This is a genomic window from Collinsella sp. AM10-26, assembly GCF_003472525.1.
GTDB lineage: Bacteria > Actinomycetota > Coriobacteriia > Coriobacteriales > Coriobacteriaceae > Collinsella.
In genome coordinates this window covers 72,793-98,426 of the sequence record NZ_QRMC01000003.1, presented here as the reverse complement: position 1 = coordinate 98,426, position 25,634 = coordinate 72,793, and the positions used below count along the sequence as shown (strand labels likewise).

Sequence of the window (25,634 nt, the reverse complement as noted above, 5' to 3'; positions counted from 1 at the left end):
GGCTTACTCCCCCTCGTGAGCGCGCGCAAGGGCATCGTCGACTTCGATGACCGCTTGCTCGGGGACGAGCTGGTAGTACACGTGAACACCAGCAGCGCGCATCTGCTCGATAGCGACGACCTCGTCCGGATCGGCGGCAACGTTCTTGATAAACGGTTTGCGCTCGCCGCGGATGCCCATACCGCCCAGGTTAACCTCCTTGATGGGCACGCCGGCAGCCACCATGCGGGCATAGGCAATGGGGCTCTTGGTGAGAACAAGCACTCGCTCTCCGGGAACCGGGTCCTTAAGCAGACCCTTGATGGCGCCCTCGACCGTTGCCACAAAGACCTTGACACCGTCGGGCGCGAGCGACTTGAGCACGCGCACGTTGAACTTATCTTGGGCCACGGCGTCGTCGGCAACCAGAATGCAGTTTGCCGAAAGATTGGGGGTCCACACGCTTACGACCTCACCATGGATCAGGCGGTCATCGACGCGGGCCAATACAACGTTTCTCATGACTAGAACTCCTCATCTTCTTCTTGCCCGTCTGCCACGGACGTGAGCTTACGAACATCCTTGACGCTATCCTTGGCGGCCTCGAGCGCGATATCGCAGACCTCCGACGCCGACTTACCTCCATTGCGCGCCACCAGAGCCTCGACAAGTGTGGGCACATTCATGCCCGTAACGTGATAGATCGCATGGTTACGCGAAAGGTTGACCACCTGGTTGAAGGGGCTTCCAAAATACAGATCGGTGAAAAAGACGATGTTTCCCTCGTCCTCGGGCTCAAGCGCAGCCTCCATGCGCTCCCCCAGACGGGCGGCCTCCTCCTCGGGATGCAAAACAAACGTAAGTACGTCCTCCTGCGGACCGAGCAGCATCTGGAGGGTGTCGAGCATGCCCTCGCTCAGGTGCCCGTGCGATGCAAGCACGAATTTCATGGGACCTTCCTCTCTTTTTTTGATAGCAGCCAGGGATAAGCGCCCTTGGCCTTGACAACAGGGGTTGGGTTGTAGGGATATTCCATAAAGTGTGGGGCCGCGCTACACGCGTTGGAGCACCGTACCCACCACGTAGTTGTTCGCAGATAGCCAGACATTGGACCACTCGGCCGAGCTGTTGTCGGTCAAGAAGATCTGCTGCTCCAGATGCAGCACCGGAGACTGCTCGGGCACATCGAGATAGCGGGCCCGCTCGCCCGCAACGCGGGCGGCGTAGCGAGCGTTGGAATGCCCGATCTTCTTGCCAAACATCCGCTCGATTGTCGCGAAAAGCGTCTCGGTGTCGAAATTGACATTTTCAAGGCCGGGGAACAGAGAGAGGTTGATGAGGCTTTCAATGTAGAGAATCGGCTTGCCATCAACGGAGCGAACGCGGTTCATCTTAAGCGTGGGAGTGCCCACGGGGACAAAAAGCTTGGCGGCGATAAGCTTATCGGCAGGCACGACCTCGTGCAGTACGACCTTGGTAGAAAAAACGACGCCTTGGGATTTGAGCGACTCGGCGAACGAGATCAAGGTAGAGCCCGTGGGATGCGTAAAGACCGTCTTGGTCACAAACGTTCCCTTGCCGCGAATCTGAGTAAGCAGGTTCTCGTCGACAAGCGCCTGGATGGCCCGACGCACCGTGCCACGGCTCATCTGGAGAATCTCCATGAGTTCATGCTCGGTTGGAATCTGCTCGTCAGGAGCCCATTCGTGGCTGTAGACTTTCTCGCGCATCCAGTTTGCCGCTTGGACATGCAAAAGACCCGAGTTGCTGAACTCATCGACCTTGACCATATCGACCGCCTCCCAAGAATGCGTGGAACTGCAAGGCGATAAAGGGAACCGGGGGTACTGGCTCCCCCTCTCGCTGTACAAGGTTATACAACGATGAACCTGAATGAACAACTTGCCCAATCCACTCGAAGAACCACGTTTATGCCCATTGGGTTGTACACATTTCTTCGTACAAATACGGCCCATATCGCGCCTATTGAGCATTGTCAGTGGACAACTTGACACTTTTGCGCAGGTCAGCAGAGAATGACACTCTGTACACAGTTTACCTGCGGTTTTGACATTTTACATCCAAATGGGCCGCTACTTTACCAACGGCGAACGGTAGCAAATCATCGGCAAACGGCATAAAAAAGGGCCCCTAAGGGCCCTGATCATATATTTGGCCTACGTGGAGTGCCTGGGTTGTCTATATCCTGCGCTTGAGCTGGGCCCCACCCTCGCCAGGCATCAGACGGCGTGCGTCGTAGACCGAATCGACACTGCTGATGGAAGCCAGCAGCGGATCCAGGCCGCTCGCATCCGAAATCTCGACCATAAAGCGCAGAGTCGCAATACCCTCGCGGTTGGTCGACGTGGTGGCGGAAAGGATGTTGCCGCCTGCATCGCCAATGGCGATAGTGACGTCCTTGAGCAGGCCCATACGATCCAGGCACTCGACCACAATCTCGACCTGGAAAAGCGTATCGGCAGCACCATCCCACTCTACGTCAATCATGCGCTCGGGATGCTCCATGAGGCCCTTTACGTTGGGACAGTTGGCACGATGCACTGAGACGCCTCGGCCGCGCGTGATGAAGCCGACGATATCGTCGCCCGTCACGGGGTTGCAGCAATGAGCCAGACGGACCAGCAGGCCGCTGTTGCTCTCGCCCTTGACGATAATGCCGTTACTTGCGCTCTTGCCACGCTTTTGCGGCTTGCGGTTGGAGCCGCGGGCGGGCTGCTTGACGACCTCGGCGATAGCCTCGGCCTTGGTGAGCTGCTCCTCGGGCTTGGGGTCCAAGATTTGCTCGACCTTATTGCCCACGGCACGTGGGGCGACTTTGCCCGCCCCAACGGCTGCGAACAGGTCCTCGAGCTGCTTGTAGTTAAACTGCTCCGCCACAGCATTGAGCGCACGCGTGGAACGCGGCGTAGAGATGCCATAGCCGCGCTTGCGCAGGTCCTTGGCCAGTATATCGCGGCCGGCTGCAGCGTCATCGTCTTTGGTCGCGGCAGCGAAGTAACGGCGAATCTTTGACTTGGCAGAAGGCGTCTTGACGATCTTGAGCCAATCGCGCGACGGCTTGGAACTCTTGTTGGTCAGAATCTCGACACGGTCGCCCGTCTTGATTTCGTGCGTGAGCGGCGCCACCGCACCGTTGATCTTGGCACCGACGCAGTGGTTACCGACCTCGGTATGGACGGCGTAGGCAAAGTCGAGCGGCGTAGAGCCGGCGCGAAGCGCCATGACCTCGCCCTTGGGCGTAAAGACAAAAATCTCCTGATCGAACAGGTCAACCTTCAGCGAATGCAGATATTCCTTGGCGTCGGTGATCTCGTCAGACGCCGCCCAGTCGAGTGAGTGCTTGAGCCAGTTAATCTGATCATCCAGACGCTGGGCGTCGTTGGTCTTGGAGGCAGACGATCCGCCCGACTTCTTGTACAGCCAGTGGGCGGCGATGCCGTACTCGGCCTGCTCGTGCATCTCGTAGGTTCGAATCTGAATCTCGAGCGGACGGGCCGTGGGGCCGATAACCGTCGTATGGAGCGACTGATAGTTATTGACCTTGGGCATGGCGATATAGTCTTTAAAGCGCCCGGGCATGGGGTGCCACAGCGTATGCACCGCACCGAGCGTGGAGTAGCAATCGCGCACCGAATGCGTGATGACGCGCAGTGCCACTAGGTCGTAGATCTCGGAGAATTCCTTGCCCTTGCGCTTCATCTTTTGGTAGATGGACCAATAGTGCTTGGAGCGGCCATTAATCTGGAAACCCTCCAGGCCAATGCGGTTGAGCTCGTCGGTGAGCGTCTTGATGGTCTCGGCCAGATAGCGCTCGCGAACCTCGCGCGACTCCGCCACCATGCGCGCGATGCGCTGGTAGGCGTCGGGCTCAAGGTAGAAGAAGGACAGGTCCTCGAGCTCCCACTTGATAGAGCTCATGCCCAGGCGGTCGGCCAGAGGCGCGTACACGTCCATGGTCTCGCGCGCCTTAAACAGGCGGCGGTCCTCGCGCAGGGCGGCAAGCGTGCGCATGTTATGCAGGCGGTCGGCGAGCTTGACGATGATGACGCGAATATCCTTGGACATGGCAAGGAACATCTTGCGCAGCGTAAGCGCCTGCTTCTCGTCCATGCTGTCGACTTCGATGTTGGTGAGCTTGGTCACGCCGTCGACGAGCTCGGCCACCGTATCGCCAAACAGGCCGGAAACATCGGTAAGCGAGGTCTCGGTATCCTCGACGGTATCGTGCAGCAGCGCGGCGCACACCACATCGCAGTCCATCTTAAGATCGGCCAAAATGATGGCAACCTCGACGGGATGGTTGATGTACATCTCGCCCGAGCGGCGCTTTTGGTTGCAGTGCTTCTCGGCAGCAAAGCAATAGGCCTGCTCCACCTTGGAGAAGTCATCCTCATTCATATATTTGAGGCACAGGCGCTCCAGCTTGTCGTAGCTGTCCGCCATAATCTCGGGCGGCAGCTCATCGGCATGCTTATAGTGCTCCATCTCAGAAAAAGGCTGGAGGGTGGAATCATGGGCGGTACGGGCTGCGGCATCCATCGAGGTCCCCTTCCCCTAGGCCCGTGGTACGATCGGGCGGTTAACTTTGGCTAGCATATCAGAAGCACACGAATCGAGCGCCCAGCTCCGGAAAGCCGAGAACTCCATGCGCGAGCGCAAGCCCTCCAAATAGCGAATTGACCTGCTCAATTGCACGCGGCCAGGGTTTTCGGCCATCGCGATGCGACGGGTGTCGTCAAACCCCGAAACGCGACAGAAACCAAGCTCTTCGAAGATTCCCAGGCCGCTTTCCACCGAGCGCTCATCGACCGGCGTGCGCGCGTCGATTGCAAGGCACATCTGCGCAATGTCGATATCGCTTGCGCAGAATGAATCGTCCCCCGTCTTGCCGCGGTTGGAGCGCCACATGGTCTGCAGCGCTCGATAGAGCGTGACGAGCTCATCGCGTTCGGGCGCGTAGCAATCGAGTAGGCGCTCGTTAATACGGGCGTCACGCGACGAATAGAGCAGATGAATCACAGCGGGCTGTCCGTCACGACCGGCACGGCCGCTCATCTGGTTAAACTCAATCGCGCCAAACGGCATATGGTAGAGCACGACATGTCGGATATCGGGCAGGTTCACGCCCTCACCGAAGGCCGAGGTCGAGACGATGCAGCTGAGGCTGCCATCTCGAAACGCCTCCTCGACGCGGCGGCGATCGGAACGCGCGAGCCCGGCGTTATAGAACGCGATATGGGTCGCACAGTCTGGCACGCGCTTGCGCAGCGTCTTGGCAAGTGCCACGGACTGGTCGCGCGAATTGACGTAGATAACGGTCTTCTCCCCCGTCGCCACAATCGACACCAGGCGATTTTCGCGGCTTGCGAGGTCGCGATCGTCCTCGAGTTGCAGGTTCTCGCGCACGGTCTCGTCAACCACCGTGCTGGTAATGGGCAATACGCGAGCGAGCTCTGCCACGACCGGAGCCGTCGCGGTAGCCGTTGCCGCCATGACAACGGGATCGCCTAGCGCTTTGAGAATATCGGGCATGTCGAGGTACGCGCTCCGGTCGCCACCTTTGGCAAGACCGGCATGATGCGCCTCATCGATAACGACAAAACCGATGCGCCCCGAACGCGCAAAGCGATCGCGGTGAATGGACAGGAACTCGGGCGTCGTGAGCACGATGCCGGTGCGGCCCGAAGCCAAACCGGCAAACACGTCATCGCGCGCCGCCTCCACGGTCTCGCCGGTCAGCACGCCAACACCAATGCCAAGCGCTGCCATCGTCGAAGAAAGGTGATAGGCCTGGTCGGCAACGAGCGCACGCAGCGGATAGACAAAGATGCTCGCACGTCCGCGAAGCACCGCCTCACGCGCGGCATGTACATGGAAGATGAGAGACTTGCCGCGGCCCGTTCCCATAACGGCCAAGACGCTCTTGTGGTCGGCCAAGGCATCGAGTGCCTCAACCTGTGCGCGGTGCGGCTGGTTCGATCCGATAAAGCTGTGAATGAGCGAGCGCGTGAGCTCGGTATAGGAAAGCTGGGCGAGCGTCTCGCGCTTACGCGACTCCAGGCGCGGGCCTAAGTCCGCCGGCCGCACGCCACGACGAAGCTCGCACGCCGGATCGTCGATATTGGGCGCCGTGGTATCGCGCACCAAGACATCTTTGATCATGAGCTTGGGCTTCACGCGTCCCTGCCAATGCTCGGCCACGGCCTCGAACACCAAATCGACGGCGCTATCGCAATTGATGAGCTTATCGATCTGCGGCACGCGGAACATAATAGCCGGCACACTCGCGGCGCCATCGGTCGCCACGAAGCGCATGTGCTCGCCGGTTTTGCCCACCACGGCGCGATCGCACATTGTCACGCCCTCGGCCGCCAACAGCGGCACCTTGTTGCCCTGGCCAAACGGCTCAAGACGGGAGATCTGCTCGATGGTCTCAATATTCAGCTCGGAGAGGTCAACGGTGGCGGCAACCTCGTCGGTGTCCTCAAAGTCCTCGGCGGGAAGCTCGGACAGCACGGCGGAAAGGCGACGACGGAACTCGTCGAGCTTGGATGCCTCGATGGTCACGCCCACCGCACCGGCATGCCCGCCGCGACGAATCAGCAGGTCGGAGCAACGCTCGACGGCGTCGAACAGGTTGACCTTGCCCACCGAGCGACCCGAACCGCGAGCGATACCGTCTTCGATCGAGAACAGCAGCGCCGGCACGTGATAACGGTTGGTCAGACGGCTCGCTACGATACCCTTGACGCCCTCGTGCCAGCCCTCGCCGCCCACGACGATCGCGCGACCGCCGTCATAAGTCTCCTCGACCTTCGCCATGGCATCGCGCGTGAGCTCTGCTTCAATCTCGCGACGTTGGCGATTGATCTCCTCGAGCTCGGCCGCCAGTGCGCTCGCCTCGATAGGATCGCGGGCAAGCAGCAGGTCGAGCGCCAGCTTGGGATCGGCCATGCGGCCAGCGGCGTTCAGGCGGGGAATGAGCGAAAACGACAGGCCATCGGCCGTAATGCTAGAAAGGTCGGCCTTGGCGAGCGCTGCCAGCGCGATGTAGCCGGGACGAGCCGTCACGCGCATCTGCTGGATGCCCTCGGCGACCAGTGCGCGGTTCTCGGGCGTCAGCGGCATCATGTCGGACACGGTGCCAAGCGCCGCAACCTCGATCAGCGAACGCCAATACGACGGTTTGCCCAAACGCTCGCCCAGGGCTTGCACCAGCTTGAGCGCCACACCGGCACCGGCAAGCTCGCGCGAAGGGCCCTCGTTCTCAAGCTTAGGGTCGGTCAGGGGCACGCCCTGCGGCACCTGATCGGAGGGCTCGTGATGGTCCGTGACCACCAAATCGATCCCCAGGCTCTCCAGATAGGAGACCTCTTCCTTGGCGGCGATGCCGTTGTCGACGGTCACGATCAGCTGGGGATGAGCGAGCTCATTAACGCGGTCGAGCGCGGCACGCGAAAGACCGTAGCCCTCGTCAAAGCGATGTGGAATAAACGGCGTGACATCGGCACCAAACGCGCGCAGTGCCTCGGTCAACAGACAGGTCGACGTAATACCGTCAACGTCAAAATCGCCAAAGACCGCGATGTGCTCGTGGTTGCGAATGGCACGCTCGACGCGGTCGGCAACGACCGACATGCCCGGGATAATGAGTGGGTCGGCCCAGTCGCGATCGAGTGAAGGCGTCAAAAACAACTGACCTTCCTCGATGGATGTAATGCCGTGCGCAACCATAATGCGCGCCACCAGCCCGGGTATGCCCAGGCCAGCCGAAAGCTCCTTTTCGAGCTCGGGGTTTTGCTGAGCGACCGCCCAGCGATGCGTCGTCTTAAGCGATGACATAGGCGCCCACCCCCGATAGGGGCAGGTCGCCGCGATACCTCTCACGGTTCATAGCGATGAGTCCTCTGTGTATGCCCGCTTCGGCAGGCAGATCTGTTGAACGGATTTATTATACCGTGCAGTGGGGACGCCAATCGCCGCAGCACGCCGCGGTTTCGATAAACGATGCCGGTAATAGCCTCGAAATAATCAAGCGTTTCTGACGCACGGACGCATGCGAGCGTCTAGCGTATCCATTCAAAACGGATTCACAAGCAAAGGGAGTCGCAAGCGCATATGAAGCAGTGGGTTGGACTGGGCAAATTTCTCGCGGGGCACATGCAAATCATCGTTCCGATTTGCGTGGCGCTCGGCGTGCTCTTTCCCCAGCAGATCGGCGTGCTCAAGCCCATCGTTCCCGCCCTGTTTGCCTTTATGACGTTCCAAGGTGCGCTCAGCAACACCTTTCACCAGGTGGCCGAGGTGTTCCGCCGTCCACTGCACTTGATTTTGGCGCTGCTCGTCTCGGCGGTGCTTATTCCCATAGCAGCTTATGCCATGGGATCACTGTTCTTTGGTTCCAACCCCAACCTTGTCTGCGGCATCGTGCTCGAGTACAGCGTGCCCGTGGCAGTCACTGCCTTTATGTGGATTAGCATGTTCGGCGGCAACGGCCCGCTCGCGCTCACCATCATCCTGACGTCCTCGGTCATCTCACCTGTGACGATTCCGCTTACGCTCAAGCTCCTGCTGGGTGCCACCGTCTCGATCGATGTGCCGAGCATGATGCAAGACATGGCCTTTATGATCGCCATCCCCGCCGTGCTCGGCATCGTAATCAACGAACTCACGCGCGGATGGGGACACGAGAAACTCTCCCCCGCGCTCTCGACCGCCTGCAAGTTCATGATGATGGGTGTCATCGCGTCCAACTCCACCGCCATGAGCGAGTACGTCCTGCACATGAACGCGATGCGTCTGGAAGTCGCCCTCTTTATTTTGACCTTCGCCATCAGCGGCTTTGTCGTCGGTTTTCTGGTCGCCCGTGCGCTGCATCTGCCGTATAGCGAGACGACTACCATGTGCTTTACCTGCGGCATGCGTAACATCTCTTCGGGCGCCGTCATCGCCACACAGTATTTTCCCGGCGAGGTCGTGTTCCCCGTCATGTGTGGCACGCTGTTTCAACAGGTGCTGGCCTCGATTATCGGGCACCTCTTTGAGCGCCTAACCGGCGAGGAGCGCGCCAAACAGCGCAAGCGGGTCAAGGCCGGCCGCGACGCGATGGCACGCTAGACTGTCCGCATTACGCGGGTGATAGTCTTGCTATACGAGCGTTTCCAGATGCGCACGCAGGCGCTCTGCATCGATATCGAGCGTGGTCTCGGCATTGACCTGGGCCAAACGATAACCGACAAAGTAGGGCGAAACCACCCAACGCGGCAACACCTTGGCAATGGTCCGGCCGTCCATGTGGTAGAAGAACAAGTTGTACGACTCCGCGCGGCCGCCGTGGTGCTCGTGCAGGATATAGCGCAGGGCCACCTGAATCGCATCGGCAAACAGGTCCGCTTCGGCTTGGTCGCGGGCGTCGTCGCTGGCGGCGATTCCCTGTGGAGCCGAGACGTTAACCTCAAAGAATCCCATAATCGGTTCGGTTGAGATGTTGACCGAGATTCTCCCCTGTTGCCAAACATTGATGCCTTCGAAATTGGCGGAAGTCAGCGAAGCATAGCCGTCTTCCTGCTCCAAGCCCACAATCTGCATGTGTGGATGGACGAGGCTACCACCCGAAAGCGGGCCCTTGTTCTTGTACATGAGCACGCTTCGATACTGCTGTGAATCGATCATCTGCTGCCAACAGCCCAGGGCAAACCGCATCACATGATGCAGGTCGTCCGGCGCATAGGTCACCAGGTCGGCGTCGTGGTCGGACGACTCAATCAATACGGTCTGGCGAGTGGCCCGCAAGGTCTTAAACTTATTCTCGAGCCAGATGCAGTCACCATCACGCCGGATGATGTTGGTGAGCCCCTCCGTGTTGCAAAAGGGACACGCGGTACCGGGGCGACGGTTGTCATCGGGTTTGCCGCTCGCCTGCTGAACATCGAATACAAGTGCCACGGGCTACACCTCCAGCGGTACGATCCTTGTGCCATGGAGCTCGGACACGCCCAATGCCGCCGCGACCGCGTCACGATTTGCCGTAGTGATGCCGCCGCCGGGAAGGATGGTCAAACGATCGCCCGCATACTCGATTAAACGAGCCAGGTGGTCGAAGTTGTCCTCAATCGGCGTGCCGGCCGCGCCGCCATGCGTCAGGATGCGCGTAACGCCGCAGTCGGCAAGTGCATCAATCGCATCAAGCTGAGCCTCGGGCGAGAGCTGGTCAAAGGCCATGTGAAAGGTGATGTCGATGGGCTCACGCTTACATTCCTCGGTCGCGCAGCCCGTAGCCATCACAAGGGCGCCAAGCGTAAGTTCATCGAGCGCCCATCCGCCAGCGCAGGGCTTGCAGCAGCCAAAGACCAAGCCGTCAACGCCCGCACTCACAGCAAGGCCCAGGTCCATCTCCATCATACGCAACTCGTCCTGGTTGTAATAAAAGTCGCCGCCACGCGGGCGGACCATGCACATCACCCGCGCATCGTGCTCGTGAGCATAGCTGACCGTAGCGCTGATAACGCCGGCCGAGGGCGTGGTACCACCGACGGCGAGGTTGTCGCACAGCTCGATGCGCTTTGCACCGGCGTCGATAGCCGCCGGCACCCGCTCAAAGTTCTCGGCACAAAACTCGTACAGCATAGATAGACCCCCAAAGACAGCAGATGTTTTCCGACGGGCATTGTCGCACGCCCCCATGAAGTTGCGGTGGAATAGGGACTCTTTTGGCCTCTGAGACTCCCATTTAGTCCCTATTCCACCGCAGCATAAAGGGAGTAGTCGTTGGGGACGCTCTTAAACGACTAGTCATTCAAGAACGTCCCCAACGACTACAAGGAGTGTCCCCAGATGCCGGCAGAAAAGGAACGTCCCCAAGTGTCACCCCCATGTGCCAGCGACAACGGCAACGCCGATGTTTTGGCAATGTCAGCGAGCGGGCCGCATTTGAGACAAGGTGACGTGAAACGAAAGGGCGCTGACCTTCTGGTCGCGCCCTTGAAGTTGAACATCAGATTGTCCAAATGCGGCCCGCGCAGCGTCGGCTGGCCCGCCGTTCGGCAGAACAGCGGGACCTCCTATCCGCCCAGATAGGCCTTGCGCACGTTGTCGTCGTGCAGGAGCTCTTGGCCGGTGCCGGTCATGGTGATCTTGCCGGTCTCGAGCACGTAGCCGCGCGTGGCGATGGAAAGCGCCATCTGCGCGTTCTGCTCGACCAGGAGCACCGTGGTGCCGGCCTTGTGCAGGTCCTCGACAATCTGGAAGATCTGCTCGATCAGAATCGGTGCCAGGCCCATGGAGGGCTCGTCGAGCATGAGCAGCTTGGGGTTGCTCATAAGGGCGCGGCCCATAACGAGCATCTGCTGCTCGCCACCCGAAAGGGTGCCGGCAACCTGGCGGCGGCGCTCCTTAAGGCGCGGGAACTGCTCGTAGACGCGCTCAAGACCCGGAGCCACCGTGGACTTGGGCTGCGTATAGGCGCCCATCTCCAGGTTTTCCTCAACCGTCATCTGCAAAAAGGCGCGACGGCCCTCGGGAACCTGAGCCAGACCCTTGCTCACCAGTTTATCGGCGGGCGTATGGGTAATGTCCTCGCCCATAAACTTGATGGAACCGGTCTTGGAGCGCAGCAGGCCCGAGACGGTCTTAAGCGTCGTGGACTTGCCGGCGCCGTTGGCGCCGATCAGGGCCACGATCTCGCCCTCGTTGACGTTAAAGGAGATGTCCTTGATGGCGTGGATGGCGCCGTACCAGACGTTGATGTTGTAGACGGAAAGCATCGGCTCTGCCATTTAGTTCTCCCCCTTATCCTGCTTGCCCAGATACGCCTCGATAACGGCGTCGTTGTTCTGGATTTCCTCGGCCGTGCCCTTGGCGATGACCTTACCAAAGTTGAGCACGCAGATGCCCTCGCAGATGTTCATGACGAGCGACATATCGTGCTCGATGAGCATGATGGCGATGCCGAAGGTGTCACGGATCTTGACGATATTCGCCATGAGCTCCGCGGTCTCGGACGGGTTCATGCCGGCGGCAGGCTCGTCGAGCAGCAGCAGCTTAGGGTTGGTAGCAAGCGCACGGACGATCTCCAGACGACGCTGGGCGCCATAAGGCAGCGAGCCAGCCTGCTCGTTTGCAAGGTGCTCCATATCAAAAATGGACAGCAGCTCCATAGCGCGCTCATGGGCGGCCTTCTCATGCTTCCAATACGTCGGCAGGCGCAGCACGCCCTCAAAACCGGAGTAGCGCTCCTGGTTGTGCAGGCCGACCTTAACGTTGTCCTCCACCGTCATGGTGTTGAACAGGCGGATGTTCTGGAAGGTACGGGCGATGCCCATGCGGTTGACCTGGTAGACGGACTTACCCGAGGTATCCTCGCCGTCGAGCAGGATGGTGCCGTGCGTGGGCTGGTACACCTTGGTAAGCAAGTTGAAGACCGTGGTCTTACCGGCGCCGTTGGGGCCGATCAGACCGGCGATCTCGGTCTTGCCAATGGTCAGGCTAAAGTCATCGACCGCCTTGAGGCCACCGAACTCAATACCCAGGTGGATGCACTCGAGCGCCGGGCGCTGGCCCAGGTCGCGGTCGGGAACGATGGCGCCAGAAGGATACGGGACCATCTTGCCCTTGTTGAACTCAAACTTACTGGGCATCGGCTGCCACCTCCTTCTTGGAAGCAAAGCGGTCCTTAACGCGACCGAAGAACGCCTTGAGCTGTGGGTTGTTGGTAAAGACCATAACCAGGATCAAAACGATGGCGTAGATGAGCATGCGGTAGTCCGAGAACTGACGGAGCAGCTCGGGGAGCACCGTGAGCAGAGCCGCGGCGATAACGGAGCCGCGCATATTGCCCAGACCGCCCAGAACCACAAACACCAGGATGAGAATCGACGTGTTGAAGTCAAACTTGGTAGCGGAGAGCTGCGAGAAGTTACCGCCGAACAGGGCGCCTGCAGCACCGGCGAGGGCAGCGGAAACCACGAAGGCGATCATGCGGTACTGGGTGACGGAGATGCCTACGGACTCGGCAGCGATCTTGTTGTCGCGCACGGCCATGATGGCACGGCCGGTACGGCTACGGACCAGATTGAGCACGATCACGAGCGCGATCATGACCAGGATGGCACCGGCAAGGAAGGTCGAGTAGGTCGACACGCCCGACGCGCCCTGGGCGCCCTTGATGATGGCGGTGCCGTCCTCGAGCAGATGAAGGTCGTCGATCGTGGAGTTGCCCGTGATGTTAAAGATCACGTGAAGGCCGCGGGAATCGACGCCCACGATAAGGCAGGTGACGATCTCTTTGATGATTTCGCCGAAGGCCAGGGTCACGATGGCCAGGTAGTCGCCGCTCAGGCGAAGAACCGGGATACCGATCAGGAAGCCCATAATGGCAGCAGCGACAGCGCCGACCACGATGCTGATGATAAGACGCACCGGATCGGAGGGAACGGCGCTCTCGAGGGCAACGGCGGTGACGATACCCGTATAGGCGCCGACACTCATAAAGCCCGCATGGCCCAGCGAAAGATCGCCCGCGATGCCGACGACGAGGTTAAGCGAGATGGCCATGACGATATAGGCCGTGATGGGAACCAGCTGACCGGCGATCATGCGCGGGATCATATGGTTGGACTGCATAAAGAACACGATGGCGAATGCCACGATGCACATGGCGTACGTGACAAAGTCGTGACGCGTCTGCTTGTCTTTAAGGAACTTCATAACGCTCACCTACACCTTCTCGGGGACGTACTTGCCCAAGAGGCCGGCAGGCTTGACGAGCAGGACGATGATCAGAACGCCAAAGACGATGGAGTTGGCAAGGCTCGTGGAAATGTAGGCCTGTGCCATTGCCTCGATGATGCCGATAAGAATGCCGCCGACAAAGGCGCCGGGGATGGAGCCGATGCCACCGAAGACGGCGGCGTCGAAGGCTTTGATGCCAGGCATGGCGCCCGTCGTGGGCTGCAGCACCGGCGAGTAGGAGCACAGCAGCACGCCGGCGATGGCGGCAAGGGCAGAGCCGATGGCAAACGTCATCGAGATGGTGCGGTTGACATTGATGCCCATGAGCTGAGCGGCGGCCTTGTCCTCGGACACGGCGCGCATGGCCTTGCCCATCTTGGTCTTGCCCGTAAAGAACACCAGGCCGGCCATGATAATCAGGCAAGCGACGATGGTGACGAGCGAGACAGCGCTCACGTTATACTTGGCCAAGAACTCCGGCACCGGGAAGGTGACGAGCGAAGTAAAGTTCTTGGGCGTGGCGCCCCACAGAAGCTGGGCGGCATTCTGCAAGAAATAGGACACGCCGATAGCCGTGATCAGAACGGCCAGCGGGCCTGCCTGGCGCAGCGGCTTATAGGCCAGGCCCTCGATGAGAACACCGAGAACCGTGCAGACCGCACAAGAGAGAATTACAGAAGCCCAGCCCGGGAGGCCGAGATACGACGTGGCGCAGAACGAGACATAGGCACCGACCATGATGACGTCGCCGTGAGCGAAGTTCAGCATCTTGGCGATACCGTAGACCATGGTGTAGCCCAACGCGATGATGGCGTAGACGCTGCCCATGGACAGGCCGTTGACCAGGTATTGGATAAAGACCGTCATGTTCCACATCCCCCTTTCGAATAGGTTTCCAGTTGATGTATGAAACAGGGACGTTACATCGTCCCTAGATACCAAGCAAGCAGGGAAGGCCAAAACCTCCCCTGCTTGGGATCAAAACCGCTCTATGTAAGGCGGTCTATTAGGCCTGTACGTACTTGCCGTCGGTGATGACGTACGCCGTGGGGTCCTTCTGGACCTGGCCCTTGTCATTCCAGGAAAGCTTGCCGGTCAGACCGTCAACGGTGATCTTGAGCATAGCCTCGGGCAGCTTCTCGGCGACCTCGGTGGGGTCGGCGTCGACGCCCAAGCCGGCCTCCTTAAGAGCCTCGACCACAGCGTGCACGCCGTCGTAGGCGTCGGCGGCAAACTGGTCGGGGGTATCGCCGTACTTATCCTTGTAGGCGTTAACGAAGTCGGCGTTCTTCTCGTCGTCGGCGGAGAACGGGGTCATGAGCAGCAGGCCCTCGGCAAGGGAGGTGTCGAAGCCCTCCACGCCCAGGATGCCGTCCATGCCGTCGCAGCCCATCATCTTGACGTCGTAGCCCATGTCCTTGGCGTTCTTGAGCAGGACGGACGCCGGCGTGTAGTAGATCGGCGCGAAGATCATGGTGGCGCCGGCCTGCTTGGCCTTGGTCAGCTGGTTGGTAAAGCTCGTTGCGGAGTCGTCCTTAAAGGTCTCCTCGTCAACGATCTCGAGCTTGGACTCAGCGGCCTGAGCCTTAAAGGAATCCGCGATACCCGAAGAATAGGCGTCGCCGGAGTTATAGAACAGAACGAACTTCTCGTCCGCATACTTCTGGGCCAGGAACTTGGCAGCGTTGACGCCCTGGTTGGGGTCGGTGAAGCAAACCTGGAAGACGCAATCCTTGCCGTCGGTAACGTCCTCGGAGGACGCGGACGGGGTGATCATGAACGTCTTGGGGTCGTTACCGCACTCGGCGGCAACGGCAACCGACGCACCCGTGGTGGTCGGGCCGACGAGGGCCTGCATGCCCCAGTCGAGCAGGGTATTGAAGGCGTTGACGGCCTTCTCGCCGTCGGCCTGGTCGTCCTCGGCCTTGCTGACAAGTGGCAGCTCCTTGGTCGAGAAATCCTTGCAGCCAAGCTCGACGCCCTGGGTAACGGACTTGCCGTAGGACGCGGCAGCACCGGTCAGCGGGCCGATGGTGCCGATCTTAAACGAGGCGTCGCTCGAAGCGGAACCGCTATCGCCGCCGTTGGAGGAGCAGCCAGCTAGAATAGACATCGCCCCCAGACCTGCTGCGCTCGCGATAACGCTCCTGCGATTCATAACAGGGTTCAATGACTTACCGGTGAGGCTCGACATGCGGCTCTCCTCTCAAATCTCGTCGGGTTTCGGTTACCCGACAGGCCATCCTTCGCCGTGTTCGGCGTTCGCAAAATAGTAGACGCTTTAGTTAGGAAAAGTGGCGATTATTTCAACTTTTCTTTTACCTCAGATTTTTATCCATATTTCTGCGTATTTTTGCAGCTTTATGCATATCTGCCACTTTATTGTGTAAAAGTAATGTTTCCATTCTGTTACAAGCATCCTCGCCCTGAATAAAAGAGCCTCACCGGTTGCGTTTTATACGCTCTTAGGCGGCGATGTACTTGCCGTCCTGAATCACATAGGCCGTAGCGGGCTTTTCGACCTGGCCCTCGTCGTTCCAGGTGAGCTCGCCGGTCAGGCCATCGATCTTGATCTTACGCATGGCCTTGGCAAGTTCGGCGGCAATGTCGGCACCGTCGGCCGTCGTATCGATGCCAGCCTTGTCGATGGCCTCGGCGATCGCGTGGACGCAGTCGTAGGCGTCGGCGGCAAACTGGTTGGGGGTCTCGTCGTACTCCTCCTTATATGCCTTGACAAAGTCGGCGTTCTTCTCGTCGTCGGCGGAGAAGGGCGTCATGAGCAGCACGCCCTCGGCAAGCGAGGTATCGAAGCCCTCCACAGAGAGCAGACCGTCCATGCCGTCGGTGCCCATGAGCGTCATGTCGTAGCCCATGTCCTTGGCGTTCTTGAGCAGGACGGACGCCGGCGTGTAGTAGATCGGCGCAAAGATGAGCGTGGCGCCGGCCTCCTTGGCCTTGGTCAGTTGATTGGTAAAGCTCGTGGAAGAGTCGTCCTTAAAGGTCTCGGTGTCGACGATATCGAGCTTGGACTCCTTGGCCTGCTCGGCAAAGGCGTCGGCAACGCCCGAGCTGTACGTATCGCCGGAGTTGTAGAACAGGGCGATCTTGGCGTCTGCGTACTTCTCGGCCAAAAACTTCGCGGCACTCGTGCCCATGGTGGGGTCGGTGAAGCAGACCTGGAAGACCGTGGTCTTGTCCTTGGTGACATCGAGCGACGAGGCGGAAGGCGTGACCATGAGCATGTCGTCGGCAATCTCACCCGAGACGGCAACGGCGGCACCGGTGGTGACGGGGCCGACGAGCGCCTGCATGCCCCAGTCGCACAGGGTATTGAAGGCGTTGATGGCTTTCTCGCCGTCGGCGACGTCGTCCTCGGACTTAAGCGAGAGCTTGAGGTCCTTGGTCGAGAAATCCTTTACGGCGAGCTTGGCGCCCTTCTCGACCGAGACGCCATAGGTGGCCGCGGCACCGGTCAGAGGACCGATGACGCCGATCTTGAAAGACTTGCCGTCATCGGCAGACCCATCGTCCGAGCCACTCGAGGAGCAGCCGGCAAGTGCGACGGTGCTGCCGAGCGCGGCGGCGCCGGCGAGGAAGTTCCTACGGCTGAGCGTGCTGTTGATGTTGAACATGGTGTCCCCCTTTTCGCTGGCCGCGGTGCGGCCGTCTTGCGGTACAGGGCAAACCTTATGGCCCAAACGTTGACAGTTTGTTACGGGAGTTCGTTTGTAGCGAGCGTGTTTCCAATATTTCCGCAGCGTTTCGGGGGTAGCGTTTTATGCGGCTCCTGTTGCCTGGCAAGCACGCGCCCTTGGTTCACGCTAGAATGCACTCAACCTTAACTGGTCAATCATCCATACAGATGCACGAAGGAGCTATCTATGAGCGAACCCCTGCGCACCGTGAACGTCGGCCTGATCGGCCTGGGAACCGTCGGCGGCGGCGTGGCCCGTCTGATCAAGAGCCACCACGATGAGTACCTGGCCGCCTACGGCATCGACCTTAAGCTGACCCGCGCCTGCGCGCTTGCCTGGGAGCAGGCCGAAGCCGCCGGTATTGAGCGCGAGGCCTTTACGAGCGACTGGCATGATGTCGTCACCGACCCCACCGTCGACATCGTCGTCGAGCTAATTGGCGGCGAGCATCCCGCAACCGAGATCTTCACCACGGCCTTTGAGAACGGCAAGCACGTCGTCTCCGCTAACAAGGCCCTGCTCGGCCGTCACGTCGAGACGCTCGCCGAGAAGGCGCGTGAGTGCGGCGTGCAGATCAAGTGCGAGGCCAGCTGCGGCGGCGGCATCCCCATCGTCAGCACGCTCGAGCACGACCTGGTGGGCAACAAGATCCTGACCATCGCCGGCATCCTCAACGGCACCACCAACTACATCCTGTCGCGCATGGACGCCGAGGGCGCCGATTACGCCGACGTGCTCGCCGACGCGCAGGCCAAGGGCTACGCCGAGGCCGACCCGTCCGCCGACGTCGACGGCTTCGATGCCGCCAGCAAGACGGCCATCCTCGCCTCCATCGGCTTTGGCACCCGTGTGACCACCGACGACGTCTACCAGCAGGGCATCCGTACCATCGGCGCCGAGGACATCGCCCAGGCCCGCGAGCTCGGCTACACCATTAAGCTGCTGGGCATTGCGCGCAACACCGATGCCGGCGTCGACGTCCGCGTGCACCCCACGCTGATCCCCGCCGACCACATGCTCGCCAAGGTCAACGGCGCCATGAACGCCGTCTACGTGGTGGGCGACGCCGTGGGCGAGACCATGTTCTACGGTGCCGGCGCAGGCTCCTTCCCCACCGCGAGCGCCGTCGTGGGCGATATCCTGTCGCTGTCCGAGCAGATCAGCCGCGGCGTGGCGCCGCTGCCCGAGATTGAGCCCTACGGCCACAACCTTGCCTTTAAGCCCATGGACGAGCTCCAGACCAAGTACTATGTGCGCCTGAAAGTCGCCGACCGCGTGGGCGCCCTGTCCGAGACGGTCGATATCTTCGCCAAGCACAACATCTCGATCTCGCTCATCAATCAGGTCGAGGACGGCAAGTCGGGCGTCACCGACACCTGCTCGGTCATCTTCCTGACGCACCGCGCGCTCGAGAAGGACGTCCAGGCTGCCGCCGCCGAGCTTGCAGGCGTCGACTGCGTGGCCGAAATCGCCAACGTCCTGCGCATCGAGGACGTCGAGGCCTGGACCGAAGGCGTCATGGCCAACTAGCCCGATTCTCGGCAAATCAAATAACGCATGAGGGGCTCCCATCCGATTGGATGGGAGCCCCTTTTAGTTACATCTTTTGCACGAAGTGGTCGACTAACGTTTGAGCAACTTGACCGTTCATCAACAACCGTGGATACCGTTTACCGATATGCGGCGTCAGCTGTTTTTTGCCGCCACTATGCTGTGCTGCAAGTATCCATGCACATAAGAGAGGAAGCGATATGCTGCTCAAGGGCAAGAAAGCAATCATCACCGGAGGCACGCGCGGAATCGGCTATGCCATCGCCTGCCGTTTTATCGAGGAAGGCGCCGCCGTCACGGTCTTTGGCTCGCGCCAGGAGACTGCCGACGCAGCCGTTGAGAAACTGGCAGCCGCCTATCCCGAGGCCAAGGTTTGGGGCCGCTCCTGCGACCTCACCTCGCTCGAGGCCGTAACTGAGGCCTTTACCCAGGCTGCCGCCGATATGGGCGGCTTGGACACGGTCGTCAACAATGCCGGCATCTCCCAGCGCTCGCCCCTTTTGGACTACACGGCCGAGGAGTTTGCCAAGGTCATGGACCTCAACGTCGTCGCCGTCTTTAACGGCCACCAGGCTGCCGCCAAGATCATGACCGAGGCCGGCCACGGCGGCACCATCACCACCACGAGCTCGATGGTCGCTAAGTACGGTCAGCCCTCCGGCGTTGGCTATCCCACGTCCAAGTTTGCCGTCAACGGCATGGTCCAGTCGCTCTCGCGCGAGCTCGCCCCCATGGGCATTCGCGTCAATGCCGTCGCACCCGGCGTGACCAAGACCGATATGGTCGCCAACCTGCCCGAAGAGGTCATCAAGCCTATCATCACCACCATTCCGCTGGGCCGCATGGGCGAGCCCGAGGATGTCGCCAACGCCTTCGTCTTCCTGGCGAGCGACATGTCCGCCTACGTCACAGGCGCCGTGCTCCCCGTCGATGGAGCCGCCCGCTCCTAAGGGACCACGAGCTTTGGCCCCTGGCCTCAACATAGCTCAACCAAAGAAGGCGCGCTGCCCGCATCAACCGCAGACAGCGCGTCTTCTTCTGTTTGAAGGGAAACTGTGTCCCGTTTCGCGTCCGTCCTCAAACGGGAATGCCGCCCCCGCATCAGCGTCGGCTACTTGCCGTCGTCCTCGTCGGCTTCTTCGTGCGCATAAAGCTCCAGCATGCGACGGCGGTACTCGTGCACGGCGAGCTTGGCGCGCTCTAGGCGGCGACGCTCACGCGGGGTGAGCTCGGACGGATCTATCTCGTCGCCATAGGTCTTATCGGCAAGCAGATGCGCCGCATCCACAATGCGCGCATCGATGCGTTCGCTCGCCGCCCGATCAGAAAGGCGCTCGGCAATCGTGTCGAGTGTAGGCAAGCCTTCGAATACGCGACCATGTCCATGCGACGTCAATAGCTCGTGCTCGCGGGCGAGAAGACTTGCCAGGTCGTGATGGGCACGCAGGATATTGAGCGCATCGGCGGGATGCTCGGCAACCTCCGCCACGGCGGCGACCGGCGCCGCATCGACCACGCGGTAGAAGAGCTGCGCGAGCAGTGGCATCAGGAACACCGTGATGGCGCCGGCTGCCACCATAACCGAAGCGACGCCTTGCGATAATGCGCCGGCATTGACGGCGACGCTCGTCACGGCGACGATGATCGGCAGTGCCGTGGTGCAGTAGAGCGCCACGGTGATGCGACCGTAGGCAGAAACATCGCGCGTCTTAGGGCAGATGCCCATGGAGACAACGATGGGCACGGCACGGATAACCAGCAACGCCACGATAAAGCCCACGAGCAGGCCAGGGCGCGATGCTACAGCCGTCAGGTCGATCTTGGCGCCCGAAACGGTAAAGAACACCGGGATCAAAAAGCCATAGGCAAGGCCATCGAGTTTAAGCTCGAGCGTATGGTTGCCCTCGGGGATGATGTAGCGCAGGACAAAGCCCGCGGCAAAAGCGCCCAGTACGATATCGAGGCTAAAAATAGCGGAAAACGCCACGAGCGTGACCAGGATGAGCACTGTGAGGCGCACGAACGTCTGAGAAGTCGTATCGGCGCGCTCCTGAATAAAGGCAAAGAAGCGGCTGCCAATACGCTTGGAGCGGCTGGGGACCACGGCAAGCAGCACGCACACCACGGCGAACAGCCCCAAGATCAACAGCGTCTCGACACCCGTACGGGCAGACAGCAGCACCGACATGGCGAGCACGGGCCCGAGCTCGCCCCACGTACCATAGGCAAGAATCGAATCGCCGACGCGCGTCCCAGAAAGCGACCGCTCGCGCAAGATGGGCATGAGCGCCCCAAGCGCCGTCGAGGTCAACGCCAGCGTCACGGCGATGCCATCAAAATGACTGACCGAAAACCACGGGGTAAAGCGCACGGCAAGCCAGGCGATACCAAACGTGACGACCCACGTCGCCATGCCGTAACGCCCCTCGATGCCCGTGATGTTCTTGGGATCGATCTCAAAGCCGGCAAGCAGGAACAAAAAGGCCAGGCCGAGCTCGGACACGAGCGAGACCTCGGCATCCACATGGATAATGCCGAGCATATGAGGTCCCAGCACCGCGCCAAACACGAGCAAAAAGACCGTCTCGGGAACGGGTTTTCCGGGAATCGCCGAGGCGATGAAGGGACTTGCAAAGGCCACGAGTGCGATGATGGCGAGCGAAACAAATGCCATGTGATGCCTTTCTCCTGTTTGCGCTCCACTGTAGCACCCTCGCCGTCCTCAACGCGCCACGAGCTGTCGTATCATAGTGAGGTTTAAAAGTATGTGGCTCAAGGCGATCGCGAGGCTTGCCCCGCAAACCGACCGCTGCCGCATACCGCACCGTACGCCCAACCGATCAGGAAGGCAGGAACCAATGGTCTCTCGTATCTACGTGGAGAAGAAACCCGGGTTCGACGTCGAGGCTCAGCAGCTCAAGGGCGAGCTGAGCGAGATTCTCGGCATCAAGGGCATCGAGGCTCTGAGGATCATCAACCGCTACGACGTCGAGGGCATCGATGAGGAGCTGTTCCGCTCCTGCGTGCCGACCGTCTTTAGCGAGCCCCAGGTCGATGTGACCTACAACGAGCTCCCCGCAAGCGATGGCGCCGTCTTTGCCGTCGAATTCCTGCCTGGCCAGTTTGACCAGCGCGCCGACTCCGCCAGCGAGTGCGTGCAGCTCATCAGCCAGGGCGAGCGCCCCGCCGTGCGCTCCGCCAAGGTCTATATGATCTCGGGCGCCCTGGACGAGGCCGCCATCGATGCCATTAAGCACTACGTGGTGAACCCCGTCGAGGCCCGCATTGCCTCACTCGACCTACCCGAGACGCTGCACATGGAGACCCCCGAGCCTGCGCCCGTCGAGGTGCTTGACGGCTTCCGCGAGCTCGACGAAGCCGGTCTTGCCGCCTTTATCTCCGAGCGCGGTCTTGCCATGGACGAGGCGGACATCGCCTTCTGCCAGCAGTACTTCCGCGATGAAGATCGCGACCCCACCATCACCGAGATCCGCGTGATCGACACCTATTGGTCCGACCACTGCCGCCACACCACCTTCGGTACCGTCCTGGATGACGTGACGATCGACGACGCCGTGGTGCAGCAGGCCTTCGACCGCTACATGGAAATGCGCCACGAGCTCGGTCGCGACGCCAAGCCCGTCTGCCTCATGGATATGGGCACCATCGGCGCCAAGTATCTCAAGAAGACCGGCGTCATGACCGATGTCGACGAGTCCGAGGAGATCAACGCCTGCACCGTCAAGGTAAAGGTCGATGTTGATGGTGAGGACCAGGACTGGCTGTTCCTCTTTAAGAACGAGACCCACAACCACCCGACCGAGATCGAGCCCTTCGGCGGTGCCGCCACCTGCGTGGGCGGCGCCATCCGTGACCCGCTCTCGGGCCGCAGCTATGTGTACCAGGCCATGCGCGTCACCGGCGCCGGCGACCCCACCGTCCCGGTTTCCGAGACGCTCGAGGGCAAGCTCCCGCAGCGCAAGCTCGTGACCACCGCCGCCGCCGGCTACTCCAGCTACGGCAACCAGATCGGCCTTGCCACCGGTCAGGTCAACGAACTCTATCACCCCGGCTACGTGGCCAAGCGCATGGAGGTCGGTGCCGTCGTGGGCGCTACCCCGGCAAACCACGTGCGTCGCGAGTGCCCCGCCCCCACCGACAAGATCATCCTGCTGGGCGGCCGCACCGGCCGTGACGGCATCGGCGGCGCCACCGGCTCCTCCAAGACCCAGAACACCGAGTCCATCGAGACTTCGGGTGCCGAGGTCCAGAAGGGCAACGCCCCGGTCGAGCGCAAGCTGCAGCGCCTGTTCCGACGCGGCGACGCCTGTCGCTTGATCAAGCGCTGCAACGACTTTGGCGCCGGCGGCGTCTCGGTCGCCGTGGGCGAGCTTGCCGACGGCCTGTATGTCGACCTCGATACCGTGACCAAGAAGTACGACGGCCTGGACGGCACCGAGCTCGCCATTTCCGAGTCCCAGGAGCGCATGGCTTGCGCCGTCGCCGACGGTGACGTCGAGGAGTTCATGGGCTACGCCGCCGAGGAGAACCTGGAAGCGACCGTTATCGCCGAGGTTACCGCCGAGCCGCGCATGCGCATGGCCTGGAACGGCGTCGCCATCGTCGACCTGTCCCGCGAGTTCCTCAACTCCAACGGTGCGCCCAAGCACCAGGCCGCCCACGTCTGCGCCCGCAGCGTGTGGCAGCCCAGCTGGGCCGGCACCACGCTTGCCGAGCGTATGACCTCGCTCGTCACCGATCTTAACGTCGCCTCCAACAAGGGCCTTTCCGAGCGCTTCGACTCCACCATCGGCGCCGCCACCGTGCTCATGCCCTTTGGCGGCAAGACGCAGCTCACCCCGAGCTCTGCCATGGTCGCCAAGTTCCCCGTGGACGGCGAGACCACCACGGCGAGCGCCATGGCATGGGGCTTCAACCCCTACCTGATGGAGGCCGACCAGTTTGCGGGCGCCTACCTGTCCGTAGTCGAGTCCATTGCCAAGCTCGTTGCCGCCGGCTTTGAGCACAAGCGCGCCTACCTCTCCTTCCAGGAGTACTTCGAGCGCCTGCGCACCGAGGCCGAGCGCTGGGGCAAGCCCATGGCAGCCGTTCTGGGTGCTCTTATGGCCCAGGTCGATCTGGGTGCCGGCGCCATCGGCGGCAAGGACTCCATGAGCGGCTCGTTTGAGGACGAGGCCGGCGAGCTCAACGTTCCGCCGACCCTCATCAGCTTCGCCGTGGCCGTGGGTCGCGCCGCCCGCGCCACATCGCCCGAGTTCAAGGGCCTGACGCACCGCGTCGTCCGCATCGCCCCCGCCACCTATGGCGAAGACTACCGCCCCGATGCCCAGCAGCTGCTCGCCGCGTTTGACGCCGTCGAGGCGCTCACCGCCACCGGCGACGCCCTGGCCATCTCCACGCCCGGCTACGGCTGCGGTGCCGAGAGCCTCTTTAAGATGTGCGTCGGCAACCAGATCGGCATCGAGCTTGCCGAGGACGTGGACGTGGAGAGCCTCTTCGCCCCGCTCTACGGCAGCTTTATCGTCGAGCTCGCAGAGGATGCCGAGTTGCCCGAGGTCGCCGACGGCGTTGTCGTCGAGCCCCTGGGCACCACCGTCGAGGGCTATGTCATCGACACCGGCTCCGAGGTCATCGATCTCTCCGAGCTCCAGGAAGCCTGGGAGAGCGGCATCGAGGGTGTCTTTGCCTACCGCAGCACCGACGAGCAGCCCGAGGTCGAGACCATCGACTATCGCACCAAGGATATCCACGTGTACGGCGGCGCCAAGATCGCCCGCCCGCGCGTGATTATCCCCGTCTTCCCCGGCAACAACTGCGAGTACGACAGTGCCCGTGCCTTCCGCGCCGCCGGTGCCGAGGCTGACACCTTCGTGATCAACAACCTCACGCCCGAGGCCGTCGCCGAAAGCACCCACGAGCTTGCCCGTCGCATCCGCCAAAGCCAGATCGTCATGATTCCCGGCGGCTTCTCGGGCGGTGACGAGCCCGACGGCTCCGCCAAGTTCATCACGGCGTTCTTCCGCGCTCCCGAGGTCACCGAGGCAGTTCGCGACCTGCTCAAGGCCCGCGACGGCCTGATGCTGGGCATCTGCAACGGCTTCCAGGCCCTGGTCAAGCTCGGCCTGGTGCCCTACGGTGACATCGTCGACGCCACGCCCGACGCGCCCACGCTAACGTTCAACACCATCGGTCGCCACCAGAGCCGTCTGGTGCGCACCCGCATCTCGTCCAACCTGTCCCCGTGGCTGTCGCAGTGCAGCCTGGACGACCCCTACACCGTCGCCATCAGCCACGGCGAGGGCCGCTTTGTCGCCAATGACGAGGTGCTCGCCCAGCTGATCGCCAACGGTCAGGTCGCCACGCAGTACGTGGGCGAGGATGGCAAGCCCAGCATGGATCTTTCCGTCAACCCCAACGGCTCCGCACTCGCTATCGAGGGCATCACGAGCCCCGACGGCCGCGTCCTGGGCAAGATGGGCCATGCCGAGCGTCGCGGCGACAACCTGTACCGCAACGTTCCCGAGCATGTCCCCGGCGATAAGTTCATGCCGATCTTTGAGAGCGGCGTAGCCTACTTCGCCTAAAGACGTTCCCATCGGGTACAATCCCTTCGGGTAACAACACCCGCCGCCGGCACCT

General features: G+C 61.2%; 18 protein-coding genes. 4 read left to right on the top strand and 14 right to left on the bottom strand.

What is annotated here, in order from left to right:
* Positions 1-3: 3 nt before the first annotated feature.
* From DW123_RS03405 to recJ, 5 genes are all read right to left on the bottom strand, one after another.
* Entirely contained in the window at positions 4-501 is a 498-nt protein-coding gene (locus DW123_RS03405) for a PTS sugar transporter subunit IIB (protein ID WP_118259698.1), read from the bottom strand.
* A gap of 2 nt (positions 502-503) precedes the next feature.
* Positions 504-929 (bottom strand): PTS sugar transporter subunit IIA, encoded by a 426-nt coding sequence (locus DW123_RS03400; RefSeq protein ID WP_118273535.1) that lies wholly within the window; start codon positions 927-929, stop codon positions 504-506.
* A 102-nt stretch (positions 930-1,031) separates the two neighbouring features.
* Positions 1,032-1,769: a GntR family transcriptional regulator gene (locus tag DW123_RS03395; protein WP_118273536.1), complete on the bottom strand. Its 738-nt coding sequence runs from the start codon at positions 1,767-1,769 to the stop codon at positions 1,032-1,034.
* A 409-nt stretch (positions 1,770-2,178) separates the two neighbouring features.
* Positions 2,179-4,539, bottom strand: a complete 2,361-nt coding sequence (locus DW123_RS03390) for a bifunctional (p)ppGpp synthetase/guanosine-3',5'-bis(diphosphate) 3'-pyrophosphohydrolase (RefSeq protein ID WP_118273537.1) — start codon at positions 4,537-4,539, stop codon at positions 2,179-2,181.
* A 15-nt stretch (positions 4,540-4,554) separates the two neighbouring features.
* Positions 4,555-7,842 carry a single-stranded-DNA-specific exonuclease RecJ gene (gene recJ / locus DW123_RS03385; protein ID WP_118273538.1) on the bottom strand — a complete coding sequence of 1,096 codons (3,288 nt, stop codon included), beginning with the start codon at positions 7,840-7,842 and terminating at the stop codon, positions 4,555-4,557.
* 276 nt (positions 7,843-8,118) lie between these two features.
* Here recJ and DW123_RS03380 point away from each other — a divergent pair, with 276 nt between their 5' ends.
* A complete protein-coding gene (locus tag DW123_RS03380) occupies positions 8,119-9,117 on the top strand; it encodes a bile acid:sodium symporter family protein (protein WP_118273539.1) in 999 nt (332 codons plus the stop codon).
* 30 nt (positions 9,118-9,147) lie between these two features.
* Here DW123_RS03380 and DW123_RS03375 read toward each other — a convergent pair whose 3' ends face one another.
* The 8 genes from DW123_RS03375 to DW123_RS03340 form a co-directional block, all read right to left on the bottom strand.
* Complete coding sequence (locus tag DW123_RS03375; protein WP_118273540.1) at positions 9,148-9,945, bottom strand: DUF4931 domain-containing protein; 798 nt, start codon at positions 9,943-9,945, stop codon at positions 9,148-9,150.
* 3 nt (positions 9,946-9,948) lie between these two features.
* The gene (locus tag DW123_RS03370; protein ID WP_118273541.1) at positions 9,949-10,626 is read right to left on the bottom strand and encodes a copper homeostasis protein CutC; all 678 of its coding nucleotides are present in this window, start codon (positions 10,624-10,626) and stop codon (positions 9,949-9,951) included.
* A 434-nt stretch (positions 10,627-11,060) separates the two neighbouring features.
* On the bottom strand, positions 11,061-11,762 hold the full coding sequence (locus DW123_RS03365) for an ABC transporter ATP-binding protein (protein ID WP_117734727.1): 702 nt from the start codon (positions 11,760-11,762) through the stop codon (positions 11,061-11,063).
* Between the two features lie 12 nt (positions 11,763-11,774).
* Positions 11,775-12,635: an ABC transporter ATP-binding protein gene (locus DW123_RS03360; protein ID WP_006234439.1), complete on the bottom strand. Its 861-nt coding sequence runs from the start codon at positions 12,633-12,635 to the stop codon at positions 11,775-11,777.
* Positions 12,625-13,704, bottom strand: a complete 1,080-nt coding sequence (locus DW123_RS03355; RefSeq protein WP_118273542.1) for a branched-chain amino acid ABC transporter permease — start codon at positions 13,702-13,704, stop codon at positions 12,625-12,627. Before DW123_RS03355 ends, DW123_RS03360 begins: the two co-directional genes overlap by 11 nt.
* 9 nt (positions 13,705-13,713) lie before the next feature.
* Complete coding sequence (locus tag DW123_RS03350; RefSeq protein WP_117734504.1) at positions 13,714-14,595, bottom strand: branched-chain amino acid ABC transporter permease; 882 nt, start codon at positions 14,593-14,595, stop codon at positions 13,714-13,716.
* A gap of 139 nt (positions 14,596-14,734) precedes the next feature.
* Positions 14,735-15,922 (bottom strand): ABC transporter substrate-binding protein, encoded by a 1,188-nt coding sequence (locus tag DW123_RS03345; RefSeq protein WP_117734505.1) that lies wholly within the window; start codon positions 15,920-15,922, stop codon positions 14,735-14,737.
* A 271-nt stretch (positions 15,923-16,193) separates the two neighbouring features.
* Entirely contained in the window at positions 16,194-17,360 is a 1,167-nt protein-coding gene (locus DW123_RS03340) for an ABC transporter substrate-binding protein (RefSeq protein WP_118273543.1), read from the bottom strand.
* 249 nt (positions 17,361-17,609) lie between these two features.
* Here DW123_RS03340 and DW123_RS03335 point away from each other — a divergent pair, with 249 nt between their 5' ends.
* A complete protein-coding gene (locus DW123_RS03335; protein WP_117743424.1) occupies positions 17,610-18,953 on the top strand; it encodes a homoserine dehydrogenase in 1,344 nt (447 codons plus the stop codon).
* Between the two features lie 221 nt (positions 18,954-19,174).
* Entirely contained in the window at positions 19,175-19,924 is a 750-nt protein-coding gene (locus tag DW123_RS03330; protein ID WP_117734508.1) for an SDR family NAD(P)-dependent oxidoreductase, read from the top strand.
* A 161-nt stretch (positions 19,925-20,085) separates the two neighbouring features.
* Here DW123_RS03330 and DW123_RS03325 read toward each other — a convergent pair whose 3' ends face one another.
* Complete coding sequence (locus tag DW123_RS03325; protein ID WP_117734509.1) at positions 20,086-21,648, bottom strand: cation:proton antiporter; 1,563 nt, start codon at positions 21,646-21,648, stop codon at positions 20,086-20,088.
* Positions 21,649-21,832: 184 nt separating this feature from the next.
* On the opposite strand from DW123_RS03325, the gene DW123_RS03320 reads away from it, so the two are divergent.
* On the top strand, positions 21,833-25,579 hold the full coding sequence (locus DW123_RS03320; RefSeq protein WP_118273544.1) for a phosphoribosylformylglycinamidine synthase: 3,747 nt from the start codon (positions 21,833-21,835) through the stop codon (positions 25,577-25,579).
* The last annotated feature ends 55 nt before the right edge of the window (positions 25,580-25,634 follow it).

Excerpts from the sequence above, each read along its gene's own strand:
- DW123_RS03340 (WP_118273543.1), bottom strand. The coding sequence starts at position 17,360 with ATGTTCAACATCAACAGCACGCTCAGCCGTAGGAACTTCCTCGCCGGC.
- DW123_RS03365 (WP_117734727.1), bottom strand. The coding sequence starts at position 11,762 with ATGCTTTCCGTCTACAACATCAACGTCTGGTACGGCGCCATCCACGCC.
- DW123_RS03320 (WP_118273544.1), top strand. The coding sequence starts at position 21,833 with ATGGTCTCTCGTATCTACGTGGAGAAGAAACCCGGGTTCGACGTCGAG.
- DW123_RS03330 (WP_117734508.1), top strand. The coding sequence starts at position 19,175 with ATGCTGCTCAAGGGCAAGAAAGCAATCATCACCGGAGGCACGCGCGGA.
- DW123_RS03345 (WP_117734505.1), bottom strand. The coding sequence starts at position 15,922 with ATGTCGAGCCTCACCGGTAAGTCATTGAACCCTGTTATGAATCGCAGG.
- DW123_RS03390 (WP_118273537.1), bottom strand. The coding sequence starts at position 4,539 with ATGGATGCCGCAGCCCGTACCGCCCATGATTCCACCCTCCAGCCTTTT.
- DW123_RS03360 (WP_006234439.1), bottom strand. The coding sequence starts at position 12,635 with ATGCCCAGTAAGTTTGAGTTCAACAAGGGCAAGATGGTCCCGTATCCT.
- DW123_RS03350 (WP_117734504.1), bottom strand. The coding sequence starts at position 14,595 with ATGACGGTCTTTATCCAATACCTGGTCAACGGCCTGTCCATGGGCAGC.
- DW123_RS03380 (WP_118273539.1), top strand. The coding sequence starts at position 8,119 with ATGAAGCAGTGGGTTGGACTGGGCAAATTTCTCGCGGGGCACATGCAA.
- DW123_RS03325 (WP_117734509.1), bottom strand. The coding sequence starts at position 21,648 with ATGGCATTTGTTTCGCTCGCCATCATCGCACTCGTGGCCTTTGCAAGT.
- DW123_RS03370 (WP_118273541.1), bottom strand. The coding sequence starts at position 10,626 with ATGCTGTACGAGTTTTGTGCCGAGAACTTTGAGCGGGTGCCGGCGGCT.
- DW123_RS03355 (WP_118273542.1), bottom strand. The coding sequence starts at position 13,704 with ATGAAGTTCCTTAAAGACAAGCAGACGCGTCACGACTTTGTCACGTAC.
- DW123_RS03405 (WP_118259698.1), bottom strand. The coding sequence starts at position 501 with ATGAGAAACGTTGTATTGGCCCGCGTCGATGACCGCCTGATCCATGGT.
- DW123_RS03400 (WP_118273535.1), bottom strand. The coding sequence starts at position 929 with ATGAAATTCGTGCTTGCATCGCACGGGCACCTGAGCGAGGGCATGCTC.
- recJ (WP_118273538.1), bottom strand. The coding sequence starts at position 7,842 with ATGTCATCGCTTAAGACGACGCATCGCTGGGCGGTCGCTCAGCAAAAC.
- DW123_RS03395 (WP_118273536.1), bottom strand. The coding sequence starts at position 1,769 with ATGGTCAAGGTCGATGAGTTCAGCAACTCGGGTCTTTTGCATGTCCAA.
- DW123_RS03335 (WP_117743424.1), top strand. The coding sequence starts at position 17,610 with ATGAGCGAACCCCTGCGCACCGTGAACGTCGGCCTGATCGGCCTGGGA.